A 16,407-nucleotide genomic window follows, 5' to 3' on the forward strand; every position below is an offset into this window, starting at 1 on the left:
ACAGTTTGATCTATCGTGTCTGGACACACGCTCCTGTGTGTAGGAGCCCCTTTCAGGGGCGATAACCAGAATCGCGGCTGGACGCCGCTCCTACAGTCCAGGGGTGTTTTGAAAAGTTAGTTTGTATAGCCGATCAGCGCCCTGAGTCCGGCGATCACACTGTCGCCCTCTTCCAGCGGCAGGCCATCTTCTGTTAGTTGGTTGATGCGGGTGACACCATCGACACTGCCCAGTTTTGACAGATATTCAATGATCGCCAGCGGATCAATTTCACCCAGCAGGTCACGGCCGCTCCACAGGCTGAAGAAAGTGATCAGACCGTAGGCGCCCCAGTTGGACACATCGGCGATCAGTAGCTCATCAACACGGGTCGCTGCCGGTGTGATATCCAGCCCCTTAATCGCTTCGGTGATGTTGCCCATGCCGATCTCGTTGCCACCATCGCCAATACCGATGGTTGGGCATTTTGCGTTGTTAACAAAGGTGTCGAAACAGGCGGTGCGGGCGCTGATGCTTTCACCGCGCATATTGTAATAACCACCATCTTCAGCCTGTCCCGGGCGTTCAATCGACAGTACTGCATCAGGGTTGTAGTTATACAGAGCCTTGAACGCTTCAAGGGTACGCTCCTGATGCTCACCAACACGGATTTCGTGGACACGATATTTTTCCATCAGCGCCTGAGAGACCGGTGGACCGCAGACAATCACCGGCGTAGCGCCGAGTTTTTCCAGCGCATCGTAGAGTGCAATGGCCCCCAGAGGACCATCGGTTTCAAAGGTATCCACCACCGGGAATCCGGTGCCGATCAGGACATGGCCTTTACACTTATAGAGGGTGCGTGCCGCTCGCAGATAGTAGCCGCTGGAAAGTGCTGGCTGGACGGTTTTCATTCCGCGCAGGTTGCGTGCAACCAACAGGTCTTCTACCTGCTTGCTCAGAACGTTTTCATTGATCGAATGTTGTGACATCGAGTGTTCTCTCTGTTTCGATTCTGTACGTTATCCGGTGTGTTACTGTGACCGGAGATAAAATGTGACCGTTATCGACCGGAATTAATCAACGGGTTCCGGCTCGGTATTGTTAAACCGTATATGGGCCAGACAGTGCAGGTTATGGGCATCATCGATGCTGATCTCATCAAATGATATCCGTGAACCGGGGAGCATCTGGGCCATACGGGCAGTATCCAGCGCGATCATTGAACCGATCTTCGGATAACCGCCAATGGTCTGGCGATCATTCAGCAGTACGATTGGCTGGCCATCGGCGGGGATCTGGATTGCACCGTGGCAGATACCTTCCGATAGAATACCGTCAAGTGCGGGCTTTACTTCAGGCCCCGCCAGTCGGTAACCCATACGGTCAGCCCGGTCGGTGACTTTGTATTCACTGCTGAAGAACAGTCGTTTCTGATAGTCGCTGAAGGCCTGTTGCTGATAGCCGGTAATGACCCGCAAAGTTACATTATCGCTGTAGTCCGGACGGTGAGTTTCAGGCAGGCGATAACCTTTGTGCTTCATGGGTGGTTTGCAGTTCAGGTAGTCTCCCTGCTTTAGTTTCTCTCCGGTGAAGCCGCCGATCCCCTCCCGGGTGACGGTCGCGCTGCTGGAAAAACTATGCTCGACCTGAAAGCCGCCGCTGACGGCCAGATAAGCGCGGGCACCCTGGGCTGAAAAGCCAACTTCGATCTTGTCCCCGGCTTTAATCCGGTGCGCATGCCAGCGATCCTGCTCAACACCGTTGATCTTCAGGGGCATCTGCGCGCCTGCCAGAACGATCTGTGCATCGGTTTCTGCCAGCAGCACCAGGCCACCAAAACTGATCTCAAGCGCTGTGGTGTTCACTGGATTATCAACCAAACGGTTAGCCCATTTGAATGCCAGTGCATCCAGAGGACCTCCGGTGGTCAGGCCGATACGGTGATGGCCAAAGCGTCCGGCATCCTGAATCAGAGTCATCAGGCCGGGTTGTACTACTTTAAAACCGCTCATCTGATCTCTCCCAATTCACCACCCTGGGCGAAAAACTCTTCCCGGCTGATCGGATTAAACCGTACCCGGTCACCCACCTGTACCGGCATGGTTGGCTCCGCTTTTGGATCAAACATCCGGGTGGGGCACAGGCCGATAAGATTCCAGCCGCCGGGGGATACGGCCGGATAAACCGCTGTCTGACGATCAGCTATCGCGATGGCTCCCCGCGGTACTTTGGTTCGTGGTGTTGCCAGCCGGGGCGCAGCAATACGTGCATCCACTTCGCCAAGGTAGGCAAAACCGGGGGCAAAACCGATCGCGTATACCCGGTATTCCATCTCGCTGTGAATTTTAATGACCTCCTCTATGCTGAGGTCTGCCCGCTGCGCCAGTGCTTCCAGGTCGGGGCCTGATTCGGTGCTGTAATAGGCGGGCAAAATAACTAAGTTACCTTCGCTGCTTTCACTGTTGTCCAGCTTGCTCAGTAGTTCACGAATACAGCGGCGTACCTCCAGATGGTCGGTAGCCAACTGATCGTAGATCACCAGCAGGGAAGCGTAAGAGGGCACCATATCGATCAGTTTGCCATTCAGTTCCGTTTCGAGAATGGTCACTGCCTGTTGCACCTGAGAGGAAACCCTGGGATCGGTTTTGTCACCGAAGTAGATGATCAGAGCGTTTTCCCCGGCAATTTCAACCCGAATGCTGTTTGTTTCGGTATTCATTAGCTGATCAACCTGCGAATTTCCTGGATGGCGTTGACCCCGTCCATATTATCTCCATGGACACACAGTGTATCGGCTTGCAACGTCAGGGTGTGGCCGCTAACCGTGGTAACCGTGCCCTGTTCCTGCAGCTGTTTAACCTGTGCGAGCATTTTCTCTTTGCTATGTACTGCACCGGGCTTTGATCGGGTCAGCAGCTTGCCATCATCGTCATAACAGCGATCAGCAAAGATCTCAAACCAGAGTTCAAGGCCGATACTGTCGGCTTCCTGCTGATGTTGGGCTGACTGGGGGGTGCTTTGCAGCATCAGCACCAGAGGACGGTGATAGTCAGACACCGCCTGCATAATGGTAGCGCGGACAGCTGCGTCGGCCATCATATCGTTGTACATGGCGCCATGGGGTTTGACGTAGGTCAGCGTAAGCCCCTGAGTCTGAGCCATGCCATCAATGGCCGCAATCTGATAGTGCACCATCGCTTTGAGTTCATCAGCTGAAGCTTTTAGGCTGCGTCGACCAAAGCCTACCAGGTCGGGATAACCTGGATGGGCACCGATGGTGACACTGTTCTGTTTTGCCAGAGTCAGGGTTTTTTGCAACACCAGAGGGTCGCCCGCATGAAAACCACAGGCAATGTTAGCCTGATCGATATGCGGCATCACCGCTTCATCCAAACCCATTTTCCACGAGCCGAAGCTTTCACCCAGGTCACAGTTAAGACGTAATGACATATTCAGTTCTCCTTTTACAGCACAGCCAGTCGGCTGTTAGGCAGATCGGTGATCAGCATATGGCCGGGACTGTGGGTGATACAGAACTCGGGTTTAGCCTGTTCAATCGCGACCTGAGGTGTGACACCGCAAGCCCAGAATACCGGCAGTTCTCCCGCTTTAATGGTGACCGCATCTCCGAAGTCCGGCGTGTTGATATCACGAATACCGATCTGGGATGGATCGCCCAGATGTAGCGGAGCGCCATGCACCGAGGGAAAGCGGGTGCAGATCTGAACCGCGCGGATCGCATCGGCAGCCTTCATCGGGCGCATGCTGACTACTGTGGTGCCACTGAAACGGCCGGCACTTTTACACTCAATATTGGTGCGGTACATCGGTACATTGACACCTTCGGTGATATTGCGCACTTCCAGTCCGTCAGCGAGCAGCGCTTCTTCAAAAGAGAAAGAGCAACCCAGTACAAAGGTGACCAGATCATCGCGCCAGTAGGGCTTGAGGTCGGCAACTTCCTCGGTGAGGACTCCGTTTTTGTAAATACGGTATTTGGGAACATCGCTACGGATATCGATATCCTGTCCCAGGTCGGGCAGCATGAACTCGCCAGGCTGGCTGGACATGCCAACAATCGGGCAGGGTTTCGGGTTTTTTTGGCAGAACTGCAGAAAATCATTCGCCCAGTCTTTCGGCATGATCGCCAGGTTTCCCTGAACGAAACCCTGACCATATCCGGATGTATTGCCGGTAAACTCACCGCTGCGAATCTGCTGGCGGATTTCAAAAGGTGTCATCTCTTTGTTCATCGGTTAAGCCTTAGTCTGCGGGCCGCAATGCGGCGATCTTGTAATCTTTCTACAGCCTGATTCCAGTGGAATAGCAGGCGGAAAGGAGTAACCTGGCCATTGCAAGATGTCAGGTGGTTTATCTGTTCTGCACGGTATTAGCTTAGACCCTACAGGAAAAAACGGGCATCCATGACAAATGATGGTGCCGGAGAATGTGCCGGACGGCAGGGGTTAGGGAGGCTGCCCAGGATCACTGGCCAGCCCATTAACTGATCTATCTGCAGATGCGGAGATATCAGTTAAAAAAACAGTTGGCTTACTGTGAAGCCAGCCATTGTTCAACCTGCGCTTTGCTGCGGCCGAAAAAAACGACACGCGCTGTAGCACTCAGGGCACCGTTATAGCCGATATTGCGACGGTAGACCCACCAGCTATCAGCGGCCTTCTCAATGATTGCGTCAACGTGACGGAGTTGCTGAAACTGGTCCAGCGGAATCATTGTGCTCATGGTCTTAGTCGTGCTCCTGATAGAATCATCACTATTATCAAAGTAAGTATCATTGTGGCGTTACGCTGATAAGCTGTCTAATGAATAATCCCTTACATATCTGATAACTTTTATTTATCAGGCAGGAAATTGACTGAAACCTGTGAGGGGAGCTGTCAGGGGGAAGTGGAGCTGGAGCGTCTGAGCCTAGGTTATTTTTTCCATGGTCTCACGAACCCAGTTGAGGCTGTCTGTGTAAGCATTGTTTAGTTGCGGGCCAGAGTAAAGGTCGGGTAGCGAATGCCACTCGCCCAGAATAAAACTGTCTACAGTGGTTAGCAGGTTACCGTACTCCCCGTCACCATACTGAATCGCTTTGTGGATCACGTCACTCAGAGGAACCTGCTGCAGAATTTCCTCTCTGGGGGTATCCAGCAGTGCATCAAGTCCGGCAAATATCCCCATCATAAATGCACTGGAGCCGGAGAGAGCCGGATTGTTTTCGGCCAGCAGTTCACACATTCTTGCGCGTATCAGCGTATGTCGGGTGAGTTCGTCGGGTTTGGTCATCTCTCCGGAAAAGGCGATCAGCGCGCACCAGCGCTTTATCTCCTGCACTCCCAGTATGACGACCGCCTCGTCAAGACTTTCTATCTTCCTGATCAGATTGAATAGTGGAGAGTTAACGATACGGATGATCTTAAAGGTCAGTTGAGGGTCTTTTTTGACAATCTGTCCTATCTCTGCGGGCGTCACGGTGGGCTCTGCTAACAGGGACATCAGCTCCATCATCACAATCTCATTGGCGCTCAGCTTACGCCCTTCAACCACTTGTGGCCGACACAGGAAATATCCCTGAAACAGTTTAAATCCCAGCGCTTTACAATGGTTAAATACCTCCATTGTTTCGATCTTTTCAGCGAGCAGAGTGACGTTATAGGGTTTGAGCAGCTCGACATGCTCTATCAGTTGCTGGTCGCTCAGTTGTAACAGATCCAGCTTCACCAGATGCACCATCTCAAGAATCGGATCATATTCAGAGCTATAGATAAAATCATCCAGCGCCATACGGTATCCCGCGTCGATGAAGCGCTGGATACCGGCAATCAGGGTTTCATCAACGGTCATCCCTTCGAGAATCTCAAGCACGACATGTTTGCGGGATATTGCTGGTATATGGCTCGATGTCAGCATCTCCCGGGTCAGGTTGATAAAGGCTGGCAGGGCTGTCAGTTTGCCTGCCTTGCAGATACTGGTGAAATTGTTGAGTAAAACCTGAGAGGTCGCGCTGTTGCCGTCGGTAATAATCGAATGTTGTTGGTTGTCTTTGTCCCGATATAACAGCTCATAAGCTACAACATTGAGATCTGCATCGAATATGGGCTGGCGGGCCATTAAAATATCCTGAGGCATTGCTCCCCCTAAAGTCGCCGTATCAGCCTTTGATATCCCCTTTCTACGCGGGAAGGAAGGGATCTGATGTTCTGCGCTCAGTATAGCCCTTTTGTGCCGGAAGGTTGTCTTCTCTATCACCAGATTGGGTTTTAATTCCGATCTTCCTGAGTCGCTGTTGCTACTGCTTATACAATTGTTATGATTGGGCCTGTAGAGTTTATTTCGATGGATTGAATATCGTGAAGGTGATTATGATCAAAGCTGCACTCTTTAAACCCCGATGTCTGAAAGCCCTGGGGCTGGTTGTATTCAGCATGATTTCGCCGCTGGTCATGGCATTTGATTATTTTGTCGTCAACCATGAGGCCGAAGTTTACTCAGCCCCTGACAGTAGTGAGTTGTTAACCCGTCTGGGCCAGGGCAGTGTGTTACTCGAAATTGACAAGAAAGGCAGCTGGTCGCGGGTATTTTTCCTCTCTGCGGATAAACAGCCTTTGAAGGGCTGGATGCTGAGCAGTTATCTTACCGCGCAGCAACAGGGGCAGAGCGAACCGGTAGCAGAGGGACAGCGCTATAGCGTTACGGTGAGCAGTCTGCGCTTGCGGCAGGGGCCGGGTAGCCAGTATGGGGTGGTTGGGAGTCTGTCACTTAATCAGCAGGTAACTGAATTGCAACGCCAGGATGAGTGGGTCAAAGTGCAATATCGCAATCGTTCTGGTCATAACGCAGAGGCCTGGACCGCGGTGCGTTTTCTCCGCTCAGTCGGGTCTTCCGGTGCTCAGCAGCCCGCCTCCGGAAGTGGTCAGCCTGCAGCAGGCAAACAGAATATGTCTGCTGTACCGTATCAGATTAGCGGTCGTCATGTGAATTTCCGCTCAGGTCCGGGAACCGGCTTTGCTGTTGTTGGCCAGGTGAGTGCTCCACAACGTGTCGAGGTGGTCGGGCAGCAAAAGGGCTGGATGAAGATTAATGTTGATCAGGGTGAGACAACGGTTTCAGGCTGGATTTCGCAACGTTTTCTTAAGCAGGTCAGGTAGGTCATTATCTGAAAAAAAAGGCTGAACATCGTTCAGCCTTTTTTTTCAGGATTTCAGTACGCTGGGAGAACTATTCTTCCTCTTCAGCGATCTCCTCTTCAGGTTCCGCCATCAGCGGGACGCTGGAGCCTTTTTTGTTAGTTTGAATATCACGAATCTTGGCCAGTTGTTTGTCTATTTTGTGTGCCAGAGAGTCCAGCGCTGCATACAGATTCTCTTCACTGGCTTTAGCAAACAGGTCTTTACCGGTGGCGTGAACGGTCGCCTCAACAATCTCCTCTTTACCATTGCTTTTTTCAATAGTGACCTGGGCGCTGGTGATAACGTTATAGCGTCTTTGACTCTCCTCTAACCAGGCTTCAATTTTTTCTCGTAATGCAGGAGAAACTTTGTCATTGCGGTTGGTAATATTGATATTCATGATGTAACCCTTACTGCAAACTATGCTTAATGTCACACCTACAGAATGCTCTTTTCAGATTTTATTGCAAGCGAATTTGTCACAAAAAAATAACCATTATGGGGCGACCGTTTGAGCCTGCGTTTCCTGACCGGTTGCGAGGTTTGCGATCGACGGCGAAGGATTACTGGCCGGGCCATCGGTATAACATTCTGACTAAGCCGTGGTGCGTAATTATTTTTGACCCCTGCTGATAATTATCACAGTATTGATGAGTGTGTAGTGGCAATTGAGCGGAACCGGGCTGATGACCAGAGAGCGCAACAAAGTATCGACCTCAGCGCTGGCTAAAATGCTGGGAAAGAGTAGCCGTCAGTTGTTTACTGAGCTGGAGGCTCTCGGCTGGATTAAACGGGAAGAACAGCGCTGGTCACTGACCGCAAAGGGGGAGTTTGAGCAGGGCAGTTACCGTGAGAGTGAGCGCTATGGTCGCTATATCGTCTGGCCGGACAGCGTGACTGAGCACCGCGCCTTGGTTAATCCTGAAGACCGGCTTACCGGAGCCAGGGGGCTGGGGTTGAAAAGCGGGTTAGCCGCCTCGCGTATCAATCAGTTGCTCGCTGATCTGGGCTGGGTCAGGCCCTGGCTGAAGGGGTGGCAACTGACGGATACCGGTGAGGCTCAGGGAGGCGTTCAGAAAGAGGATATTCATACCTCTATCCCCTATGTGGTATGGCCAAAAACGCTGCCGGATAACACTGTCTTTAAACGTGCCTTGCGGGAGTTCGGTCTGCATATGGCTGAGGTGGAACAATGCCATGGCTGCCGCGCGATGGATGGTCATCTGCTGCGCTCTGAAGCAGAGGTCAAGATTGATAACTGGTTATATCTTGCTCAGATCATCCATGCCTGCGATAAACCGTTGCCCGTTGCTGAACAGGCCAGGGCTGACTTTTATCTGCCGCAGGCCGGTTTGTTTATTGAGTATTGGGGGAGTGAAAAATCGCCCTCCTATCTGGCGGATAAAATGCGTAAAAAAGCGCTCTATGAAGCGCATAATCTGGCGGTTATCGAACTACAGGAGGTCGATCTCGATGCGCTGGATGAGGTGCTGCCCCGGCAACTGAGACGGTTTGGACTGGCCTGTTGAGCGGTGTTTAAGCGCAGGCTTTCAGGCTCAGGGAACCGCCATACCCCGTTGTACAAACGCAATGTTTGACATCCGCTCCATCCAGCCTTTCACATTGGGGAAGTCGTCCAGCTCAATCTCCTGCCATTCAAAGCGGCACGCCCAGGGGTAGATGGCAAAGTCGGCGATACTGAGGTCTAGATCAACAATAAATGCCTGGCCTTCCAGTTGTCTGTCCAGTACCCCCCAGAGTCGCCGGCTTTCTTCAGTGTAGCGGCTGATCGCATAGGGAATCTTCTCTTTGGCGAAGCGATTGAAGTGGTGTGCCTGTCCCAGCATGGGGCCAAAGCCTCCCATCTGCCACATCAGCCATTGCAGGCATTGCAGACGTTTCATCGGATCTGTCGGTAAAAAATTACCGGTTTTCTCTGCCAGATAGAGCAGAATGGCACCACTCTCGAACAGATGAACCGTTTCCCCACCGGGGCCCTCATCATCTGAAATAGCCGGAATTTTATTGTTTGGACTAATCGCCAGAAACTCCGGAGTAAACTGATCACCGGCCTGAATATTAATTGGATGAACTATGTAGGGAAGTGCCGTTGCTTCCAGCATAATTGACACTTTACGACCGTTGGGTGTCCCCCAGGTGTACAGATCGATCATGAGCGAGTCCTGTTTTTATTGTTGGGCAAAATGATTATAGATATCGATCAGTTCATCCTGACTGAAAGTGACAACAATAAGCTCCTGCCCCGGGGTTATCAGATTCGGGTTTTGTCCCAGTATCCCTTTATGATAGTTATAGACATAGGTGTCTTTCACCTTTTGATCCAGAATAGAACCGAGAAATGAGCTGGTGCTGTTAGGGAGTCGTTCATCCGCCTCCTGTGGTATATCGGCACTGATCAATTGGGCTTTGAGTTGAATACCTTTGGCAAAAGTATCTATCAGTCCGCTCTGAATGATCCCCCAGAGACCCTGCTTGTCCGCGTCACTGACGCCGTGGATATAGAATAGTGTGCCCGCCGGATTATCCGGATTATTAAGCAACTCTTTCAGTCTGACCTGATCGGCCAGGGGGAGCTGGCTGGTGGGCACGGCTTTGTGCTGGGGATGGAGAGAGTTTCCTATCTGCTCCAGATTGATGCCATAGGTTTTTGCATCCCCCTCTTTAACCGCTTCGGTGGCGGCTATTGCTGTAGCCAGGTCGGTCGGCAGTTTGAGTAACTGATCCTGAGTGACAAAGTTGTTGGCTGTGCCGATCTCGATCGCCTGCTCCGGGGCTGCTGTCAGGTTATCGATATGACGCTGGGCTTTTTCAGTCTCGCGCTGTACGGCCATTTTTGACAGTTCGTCCTGTCTGACTTCAGGGGGCGGAGTCTGAGCCAGCTGCGCTGGATTGAGGTAGAGGTAACCGGCAATGCCGATGCCTGCCAGTATGAGTAAAATCAGAACGTTGCGCATTTTTCCCCCGTTAGAAATCATCGCCACTCAGTTTACTATACGTTAAAAGAGTGGTTTATTTTCATAAGGTTCAGACTAAAACAGATTTTAGCGATATAAAAGTTAAATTGTTGCTCTGCAGAGGCCAGCCGGTCATTATCGGAGCTCAGCAGCACAGGCGCATCTCTTCTATACTGGATGAGTTGTAAGCTGCGTTTAACGGGATTGTCTATGACGGAACAGATTGAAGAGATACTGCAATTCTGGTTTGGTGAGCTTAAACAGGGATTTCCGGTGAGCAACCGAAAGTCGCTCTGGTGGTTTGGTGACGAGGCGATGGATCGTCAGCTCGGTGATCTGTTCGGCCATCAGGTCAGGCAGGCGCTATGGGGGCAACTGGATGACTGGGCGGGGCAGCCTCGGGGACGGCTGGCATTGATTATCCTGCTGGACCAGTTTACCCGGAGCATCTATCGTGGCTCGGCCGATGCCTTTTCCGGCGATTACAGAGCCGAACAGCTTTGTCGGGAAGGGATTGAACTGGGTCATGATATGGCACTTGAGGGGAGTGAAAAGTTATTTTTCTATATGCCCCTTGAGCATGCCGAAGATATCATCGCACAGAACTTGTGTATCTCTCAGATAGAAGCGATGTTGTGCACCACTCCCCGGGAGTTGAGGCATCATATCGATAATGCGCTGGACTTTGCCCATGAGCATCGCAATCTTATTGTCCGCTTTGGGCGTTTTCCTCATCGCAATAAGATACTCGGGCGTTCCTCGACACCGGAAGAGTTAGCATATCTGAATCAACCGCATAAACGTTATGGGCAGTAGATATTTGCATCAATCCTCAAAAAAGTATTTACTAAACAGAAACATGGGTGTCATTAAAGGAATGAAAAGGTGATAGATACCAGGCAGACTGAAATCCGAAGCCGGGTACAGACCATTGTCATTATGGTGGTTTCAATACTGGTGTTTATAGCCCTGTTTATTGGCATTCGTTCCTATGAAGAGCGGGTTGCTGTACAGGCGATCAGGCTGGCAATTGAGCACCGGGTTGATAATGTTGATTATGCTCAGGCGGGCAAGGCAAAAGATATCGATTCACTCTGGGCGGTGTATGGCCCACAAAAGGAGCTGACTGAGGAGGAGTTCTATCGTCTGGCGGATCCGATTGTAGACAGTCATCACACCTATCTGCCGCTGTTTATCGCTTTGATGGGCGGAGTGCTGAACTTTGTTATGCTGGGGATGGGGGTCAATGCGGCATTGCGTGCCCGTCAGCTGCACAAAGTGCTTGAATCGAAAGAGATGGAGCTGCAACGCAGCCAGGAAAAGCTTGCGTCCGTTACGGTGATGGATGAACTCACGGGGCTGGCTAACAAGCGTCACTTCCATCAGGTGTTGTCAACCGAGTGCCGCAGAGCCGTACGGGAGTTCAGTCCGTTAACCCTGATGTTGATTGAGGTTGATAAGATCGAGGCTGAGCAACTGCCAGAGGATTATGCTGATCAGCAGGCGGGGTTGATTGCTGAGGTTCTTAAAGGGGCTATTTCACGGCCAGGGGATATGGCTGCCCGCATAGACAGCGGACGCTTTGCTATGCTGCTGCCAGCAACTAACGAACAGTCGCCGGTGTTGGCTGACAGGCTCTGTCATGATATTCATGATATTGAACTTGGCGGGCATCAACTGAGTGTCAGTATCGGTATCAGTACGCTACAACCTTCGGCGCTCCTGACCGCCGAATACATTCTGTCGCAGACCGAAGCGGCGCTCCATGAAGCGTTACAGAGTGGTGGCTGTCAGGTACGGGCGATAACGGAAGATCCCCGTGATATTCCTGTAACGTTTTCCAATTAGACTTGTTTCTGCTAAGCCTGCCCCGTGCAGGCTTTCTTTTGCGGCGGAGAGACAACAGTGAGTAACCCATCTGACAACCCGGACAACACTCCCATATCTCCTGTTGATGAGACTGTTACCTATCTCTCAGCCCAGGGCGGTCCTGAAGCTCCTCAGGCGGACCGGTTGGTCGCGCATCGGGGGTATGCATCCCGCTATCCGGAAAATTCGCTACTGGCGATTGAGCGGGCCCTGGCAGCCGGAGCAAAATTTGTTGAGGTGGACCTGCAACTGACCGCTGATCTTGAACCGGTGCTCTATCATGACCGGGATATGGCGCGACTTTCCGGCACGGATAATAAGATTCAGTTGCTCACCTACGATGAGCTTGATCGTTATAGCCTGCATAACCCGGTGGCCTTCAGTGATCGCTTTGAAGATGAACCGATCTCCCATCTTCAGCATCTGGTTAATCTGATGCTGCATTATCCTGAAGTGACTTTTTTTGTTGAGTTCAAGCGGGTTGCTATCGAAACATTCGGCGTTGAGGTCTGTGTGGAGAGGGCGCTGCCCCTGTTAGAACTGGTCAGGTCGCAGGTGGTGCTGATCAGCTATTCCCGATCGCTGGTGGACCGGGTACTTGAGGATAACTGGCGCGCCGGCTGGGTCTCTGATCAGTTTCCAGCCAGCGGATGGTGGCAGGGGTTTATCAGGCCGCCACACTATCTGTTGCTCGATTATACCTGCTTGCGTAAAGTTGATCTTGCAACCGAAAAACGTAGCTGGCCCGGGATCCGTGTGGTGCTCTATGAAGTGGCGGATGCTGAGCTTGCCCGTACTCTGTTTGCCCGGGGTGCCGATCTGATAGAAACCTTTTCGATCTCCCCGATGCGCAAGGCCCTGGGGCAGAATCCGTTATCCTTCGAGTGAATCCAGATACTCATTAAATGTATTCAGCCACGACTGGTAGCGCAGTGCTAAGGGGCCGTTGGCTTGAGGGGTGAAGGTTTTTTCCGGTACAAAATCCCGTACGCTGTTTGGTAGCACCTGCCAGGCGGCGCCCAGCGATGTGATCTCGTGTTGTTCATAACGCAGCACCGGCAAGCCACTCAGATCTGCAACCCGCTGACAGAGCGAGCTGAGCTGACTGATACCCCCGCCAATGATAATCTGTTTAGCCGGGGGCAGTGCAGACATCGCTCTGATATTTCTGCAGATAAGAAACACAATACTCTCCATAACGGCAACCATCCGGGCCTCCGGGTCGTCGCAATCGTTAATCCAGCAAGAACGATCCAGTGATTGCCAGTAAGGAGACCCGACGCCTCCAACCATATTCATAAACAGGGGAGGGTCGGTGCACTTTTCGGCCCAGCTATCGATATCCCGGGTATCTGGCCGGCAGATATTAAAGGCCCAGTCCAGCGCGTTTGCTGCACCATTGATGGTGGCTTCGGCGCTGTAAAGGGGCTGTTTGTCGGAGTGGATCAGATGATGCAGTATCCGCTCCTGAGGGTGCAACCCCCGCTCGGTCAGTACCCGGTTCATAAAGCCGCCACTGCCGAGGTTGATATAGAGGTTGTCCTGCGACGGCTCGCCAAAGGCAAACAGTGCCGCAGCCTGATCACCACTGACATAGTTGAGGGGCAGGCTTAAGCCGGGCAGTTTCAGCGTACCAAAGTTGTACTTGCTGGGGCGGACTTTCGGCAGCAGTGAATCCGGTAGCTGAAACAGGTCCAGCAGTTCGGGATGCCAGTCCCGGTCTTTGAGGGAGAACAGCATCGTTCTGGCTGCGCTCACACCGTCAATCAGGTCCGGTTGCTCATGGAGTAACTGCTTGATAAGCCAACTGGCGACAGGACCGCCGCGGATACGATGCTTAGCTGTGTTGAAGATCATATGTTCCAGACACCAGCGCAGCTTTGAGGCGGGCAGGTGGGCATTAGGGTAGAGCCCTGTGAGCTGGCGCACCATACTTGCCAGGGGCATCAGGTCGTCGATGTAATGAAAACCGCGCCGGTCCTGCCAACTGATGATAGGTGTCAGCGGGTTACCGTCGTCTGCATCCCAGCAGAGCACGCTGGAGCGTTGTGTCGTCAGGGCTGCGGTGCGCAGTTTGGCGCGGTCTTCCCGTTTCAGTTTACTGACCGCCTCCAGAGCTGCGCGTTTCAGGGAAATCAGGATATCGGTCGGCTGCTGCTCCGCGCGGTTGGGCTGGGTAAGCCGGGTTTTTACCTGTACTTGTCCCTGACTCAGGCAGTTGCCAAAGCGATCAAACACCATCGCCCGGCTACTATGGCTACCCTGATCCATAACAAGGCATAAGTCAGAACGCATCTGTTATCCCCATGCCTTTAAAAGCCTGTGATTTACTCTCATGGTGTTTATTTCGCCTCCTTACCCGGTTTCCGTTATTTCCTTATACCCTGACCACACAGGGCGTGTAAAATTCAATCCGGGTGAAATTAAGGAAAGGTCAGTGAATAGCATACAACCATTAAGCGACATAATTGTGTCTTTGTTGAACCTCGTCCGCAAGGGGGCGCCCCGACAGTTGTTGCTGGTTAGCGGTGGGCGCCAGTGGTGTCAGCAGCAGGTTTCAGGTTTGAATTGCCCGACAACCCGGATACTCTGGATTGGTGATGCCGGGGTTGGTCTGGTCCCCCCGGCGCAGCTTAAACCGGTCAGTGCCAAACAGACACATCAGTTGCTGGGGCAGGAGAGTGAGTGTGTTTTCTTTGATTGCTGGAGCGGCTTTAACCCTAATGGGTTTGGTCAGGTGTCTGGCACATTGATCGCAGGCGGGGTGCTTGTGCTAATCACTCCTACTCTATCTGCCTGGCAGGCGTTTAATGATCCTGAGTATGAGCATATTGCTGTGGAGCCCTATGGGGTGGCCGATGTCGGTCGTCGTTTTATCCGCCATCTGCAGGGCTGTATTGCCTGCGATACTGACCTGATTCAGTTCACCGAAGAGACCCCCTTGCCGCAGCTTTGCCGACCAAAAGATGCTGTAACCCCAGTGGCCGGAACCCATGGTCAGCCGGAAGCGGAAACCTCATCCTGCAGCGCACCGTTTCGCACCGCGGATCAGGAGAGGACCGTTAAACAGTGTCTGCAGGCGGTCCGTCAGTCCCGGGCTGTGCTGGTGCTGACCGCTGATCGGGGGCGGGGTAAAAGTGCTGCGCTGGGCATACTCGCTGCGGTATTAATGCGAAAGGGAATAACAGCGCCAGAGCAGGATATCCCCAATACGGACTCATCCGTCAATCGCGACAGGCTCGATATTATTCTGACCGCCCCATCACGGGGGGCAGTGCAGTCGGTGATAGCGATGCTGGAAAGACTATTATCTGCAGAGCTTCGCGAACACCCCCGGGACCTTTGGATATATGGAGAGAATCGGTTGCGCTTTATGCTGCCTGATCAACTGTCCCGGCAACAACCGGATGCGGACCTGCTGCTGATCGATGAAGCGGCAGCAATTCCAGCCCCGGTACTGTTAAGTCTGCTGGATTATCGGCGGGTTATCTTTGCTTCGACCCTGCACGGCTATGAGGGAACCGGACAGGGGTTTGCTGTGCGCTTTATGCCCACGCTTGACCGCAGGGTGCCCGAACGGCAGCTGCTCTCTATGCAGCAGCCGGTACGCTGGGCCGAAGGCGATCCACTGGAGCGGTTTACCTATCGGGCATTATTACTGGATGCCGAGCCTGTAACACTGGCGGCTACCCCTGCGCAGTGGGGGGGGGTGAGCTTCAGAAAGCTGGACCGTGATGATCTGATCGCCGATAGTGACATGCTCAAGCAGTTGTTCGGCTTGTTGATTCTGGCGCACTACCGGACCACCCCGGGGGATCTGCGTATTTTGCTGGATAGCCCCAATATTGAGGTGTGGGCAGGGTTCAGTGAAGAGGAAGAGCCTACGCTAGTGGCAACGGCATTGCTGGCCTATGAAGGGCCGATTAACCACGGTCTGGCTGAGGCGATAATGGCTGGCACCCGACGACCAAAAGGTCAGTTAATTCCCCAGACACTGCTGGCTCACTGCCATATTCCTGAAGCGGCAGGTTGCCGCGGGCTGAGGGTCATGCGGATTGCGGTACATCCGCAACGACAGCGACGGGGTATTGGCACAGCCCTGTTACAGGCGATCGAACAGGCCAGCACAGATATTGACTGGCTGGGTACCAGCTTTGGGGCAACGGCGGAGCTGTTGAGTTTCTGGCAGCCGTTTGGTTTCCGCCTGCAACGGCTTGGCTATAACCGGGATAAGGTCAGCGGAACCCACGCTGCCGTCATGCTGCGGGGAGTATCGCCTGCCGGGATTGTGCTGCAGGAGAAAGGCACTGACAAGGCCAGCCTGCAGCTTAAAAGACTGGCTTTGCAGGGGACCGGGCAGATCAGTTCAGATCTGCTCAGTTTGTTTGCCCTGTAACCGGTCCGCT

At 52.8% G+C, this 16,407-nt stretch carries 17 protein-coding genes; 6 read left to right on the forward strand and 11 right to left on the reverse strand.

Features of this window, described 5'->3' with window-relative positions; translation table 11 throughout:
• Positions 1-116: 116 nt before the first annotated feature.
• From BMY09_RS02470 to BMY09_RS02500, 7 genes are all read right to left on the reverse strand, one after another.
• Positions 117-971 (reverse strand): DUF4392 domain-containing protein, encoded by an 855-nt coding sequence (locus BMY09_RS02470; protein WP_091353435.1) that lies wholly within the window; start codon positions 969-971, stop codon positions 117-119.
• A gap of 84 nt (positions 972-1,055) precedes the next feature.
• A complete protein-coding gene (locus tag BMY09_RS02475; protein ID WP_091353436.1) occupies positions 1,056-1,994 on the reverse strand; it encodes a 5-oxoprolinase subunit C family protein in 939 nt (312 codons plus the stop codon).
• On the reverse strand, positions 1,991-2,701 hold the full coding sequence (pxpB, locus tag BMY09_RS02480; protein ID WP_245756481.1) for a 5-oxoprolinase subunit PxpB: 711 nt from the start codon (positions 2,699-2,701) through the stop codon (positions 1,991-1,993). The genes BMY09_RS02475 and pxpB overlap by 4 nt, the downstream gene beginning before the upstream one ends.
• Positions 2,701-3,432, reverse strand: a complete 732-nt coding sequence (locus tag BMY09_RS02485; RefSeq protein WP_091353439.1) for a 5-oxoprolinase subunit PxpA — start codon at positions 3,430-3,432, stop codon at positions 2,701-2,703. Before BMY09_RS02485 ends, pxpB begins: the two co-directional genes overlap by 1 nt.
• A 14-nt stretch (positions 3,433-3,446) precedes the next feature.
• The gene (locus BMY09_RS02490) at positions 3,447-4,235 is read right to left on the reverse strand and encodes a putative hydro-lyase (RefSeq protein WP_091353442.1); all 789 of its coding nucleotides are present in this window, start codon (positions 4,233-4,235) and stop codon (positions 3,447-3,449) included.
• 298 nt (positions 4,236-4,533) lie between these two features.
• Positions 4,534-4,725 (reverse strand): hypothetical protein, encoded by a 192-nt coding sequence (locus tag BMY09_RS02495; RefSeq protein WP_091353445.1) that lies wholly within the window; start codon positions 4,723-4,725, stop codon positions 4,534-4,536.
• A 186-nt stretch (positions 4,726-4,911) separates the two neighbouring features.
• A complete protein-coding gene (locus BMY09_RS02500) occupies positions 4,912-6,117 on the reverse strand; it encodes an EAL and HDOD domain-containing protein (protein ID WP_091353448.1) in 1,206 nt (401 codons plus the stop codon).
• 233 nt (positions 6,118-6,350) lie between these two features.
• Here BMY09_RS02500 and BMY09_RS02505 point away from each other — a divergent pair, with 233 nt between their 5' ends.
• Positions 6,351-7,136 carry an SH3 domain-containing protein gene (locus BMY09_RS02505; RefSeq protein WP_139203119.1) on the forward strand — a complete coding sequence of 262 codons (786 nt, stop codon included), beginning with the start codon at positions 6,351-6,353 and terminating at the stop codon, positions 7,134-7,136.
• Positions 7,137-7,206: 70 nt separating this feature from the next.
• On the opposite strand, the gene hpf is transcribed toward BMY09_RS02505, so the two are convergent.
• Positions 7,207-7,557, reverse strand: coding sequence for a ribosome hibernation-promoting factor, HPF/YfiA family (gene hpf, locus BMY09_RS02510; RefSeq protein WP_091353455.1), 351 nt, complete (start codon positions 7,555-7,557; stop codon positions 7,207-7,209).
• A gap of 286 nt (positions 7,558-7,843) precedes the next feature.
• Between hpf and BMY09_RS02515 the strand changes: the two genes are divergently transcribed.
• Positions 7,844-8,686, forward strand: coding sequence for a hypothetical protein (locus BMY09_RS02515; protein WP_091353457.1), 843 nt, complete (start codon positions 7,844-7,846; stop codon positions 8,684-8,686).
• A 27-nt stretch (positions 8,687-8,713) separates the two neighbouring features.
• On the opposite strand, the gene BMY09_RS02520 is transcribed toward BMY09_RS02515, so the two are convergent.
• Both BMY09_RS02520 and BMY09_RS02525 read right to left on the reverse strand, forming a co-directional pair.
• Entirely contained in the window at positions 8,714-9,331 is a 618-nt protein-coding gene (locus tag BMY09_RS02520) for a glutathione S-transferase family protein (RefSeq protein ID WP_091353460.1), read from the reverse strand.
• A 15-nt stretch (positions 9,332-9,346) separates the two neighbouring features.
• Positions 9,347-10,132, reverse strand: coding sequence for a hypothetical protein (locus BMY09_RS02525; RefSeq protein ID WP_091353463.1), 786 nt, complete (start codon positions 10,130-10,132; stop codon positions 9,347-9,349).
• Positions 10,133-10,342: 210 nt separating this feature from the next.
• Here BMY09_RS02525 and BMY09_RS02530 point away from each other — a divergent pair, with 210 nt between their 5' ends.
• From BMY09_RS02530 to BMY09_RS02540, 3 genes are all read left to right on the forward strand, one after another.
• On the forward strand, positions 10,343-10,948 hold the full coding sequence (locus tag BMY09_RS02530) for a DUF924 family protein (protein WP_091353466.1): 606 nt from the start codon (positions 10,343-10,345) through the stop codon (positions 10,946-10,948).
• 69 nt (positions 10,949-11,017) lie between these two features.
• Complete coding sequence (locus BMY09_RS02535; RefSeq protein ID WP_091353469.1) at positions 11,018-11,980, forward strand: GGDEF domain-containing protein; 963 nt, start codon at positions 11,018-11,020, stop codon at positions 11,978-11,980.
• Between the two features lie 57 nt (positions 11,981-12,037).
• Positions 12,038-12,889: a glycerophosphodiester phosphodiesterase family protein gene (locus BMY09_RS02540; protein WP_175483416.1), complete on the forward strand. Its 852-nt coding sequence runs from the start codon at positions 12,038-12,040 to the stop codon at positions 12,887-12,889.
• On the opposite strand, the gene BMY09_RS02545 is transcribed toward BMY09_RS02540, so the two are convergent.
• Entirely contained in the window at positions 12,875-14,296 is a 1,422-nt protein-coding gene (locus tag BMY09_RS02545) for an FGGY family carbohydrate kinase (RefSeq protein WP_091353475.1), read from the reverse strand. The two genes, BMY09_RS02540 and BMY09_RS02545, sit on opposite strands and share 15 nt — an antisense overlap.
• A gap of 142 nt (positions 14,297-14,438) precedes the next feature.
• Here BMY09_RS02545 and BMY09_RS02550 point away from each other — a divergent pair, with 142 nt between their 5' ends.
• Positions 14,439-16,397 carry a tRNA(Met) cytidine acetyltransferase TmcA gene (locus BMY09_RS02550; protein ID WP_175483417.1) on the forward strand — a complete coding sequence of 653 codons (1,959 nt, stop codon included), beginning with the start codon at positions 14,439-14,441 and terminating at the stop codon, positions 16,395-16,397.
• The last annotated feature ends 10 nt before the right edge of the window (positions 16,398-16,407 follow it).

This window comes from Amphritea atlantica (assembly GCF_900111095.1).
Taxonomy (GTDB): domain Bacteria; phylum Pseudomonadota; class Gammaproteobacteria; order Pseudomonadales; family Balneatricaceae; genus Amphritea; species Amphritea atlantica.

Bases quoted from the DNA above. Each gene is read 5' to 3' on its own strand.
- BMY09_RS02470 (WP_091353435.1), bottom strand. From the start codon at position 971: ATGTCACAACATTCGATCAATGAAAACGTTCTGAGCAAGCAGGTAGAA.
- BMY09_RS02475 (WP_091353436.1), bottom strand. From the start codon at position 1,994: ATGAGCGGTTTTAAAGTAGTACAACCCGGCCTGATGACTCTGATTCAG.
- pxpB (WP_245756481.1), bottom strand. From the start codon at position 2,701: ATGAATACCGAAACAAACAGCATTCGGGTTGAAATTGCCGGGGAAAAC.
- BMY09_RS02485 (WP_091353439.1), bottom strand. From the start codon at position 3,432: ATGTCATTACGTCTTAACTGTGACCTGGGTGAAAGCTTCGGCTCGTGG.
- BMY09_RS02490 (WP_091353442.1), bottom strand. From the start codon at position 4,235: ATGAACAAAGAGATGACACCTTTTGAAATCCGCCAGCAGATTCGCAGC.
- BMY09_RS02495 (WP_091353445.1), bottom strand. From the start codon at position 4,725: ATGAGCACAATGATTCCGCTGGACCAGTTTCAGCAACTCCGTCACGTT.
- BMY09_RS02500 (WP_091353448.1), bottom strand. From the start codon at position 6,117: ATGCCTCAGGATATTTTAATGGCCCGCCAGCCCATATTCGATGCAGAT.
- BMY09_RS02505 (WP_139203119.1), top strand. From the start codon at position 6,351: ATGATCAAAGCTGCACTCTTTAAACCCCGATGTCTGAAAGCCCTGGGG.
- hpf (WP_091353455.1), bottom strand. From the start codon at position 7,557: ATGAATATCAATATTACCAACCGCAATGACAAAGTTTCTCCTGCATTA.
- BMY09_RS02515 (WP_091353457.1), top strand. From the start codon at position 7,844: ATGACCAGAGAGCGCAACAAAGTATCGACCTCAGCGCTGGCTAAAATG.
- BMY09_RS02520 (WP_091353460.1), bottom strand. From the start codon at position 9,331: ATGATCGATCTGTACACCTGGGGGACACCCAACGGTCGTAAAGTGTCA.
- BMY09_RS02525 (WP_091353463.1), bottom strand. From the start codon at position 10,132: ATGCGCAACGTTCTGATTTTACTCATACTGGCAGGCATCGGCATTGCC.
- BMY09_RS02530 (WP_091353466.1), top strand. From the start codon at position 10,343: ATGACGGAACAGATTGAAGAGATACTGCAATTCTGGTTTGGTGAGCTT.
- BMY09_RS02545 (WP_091353475.1), bottom strand. From the start codon at position 14,296: ATGCGTTCTGACTTATGCCTTGTTATGGATCAGGGTAGCCATAGTAGC.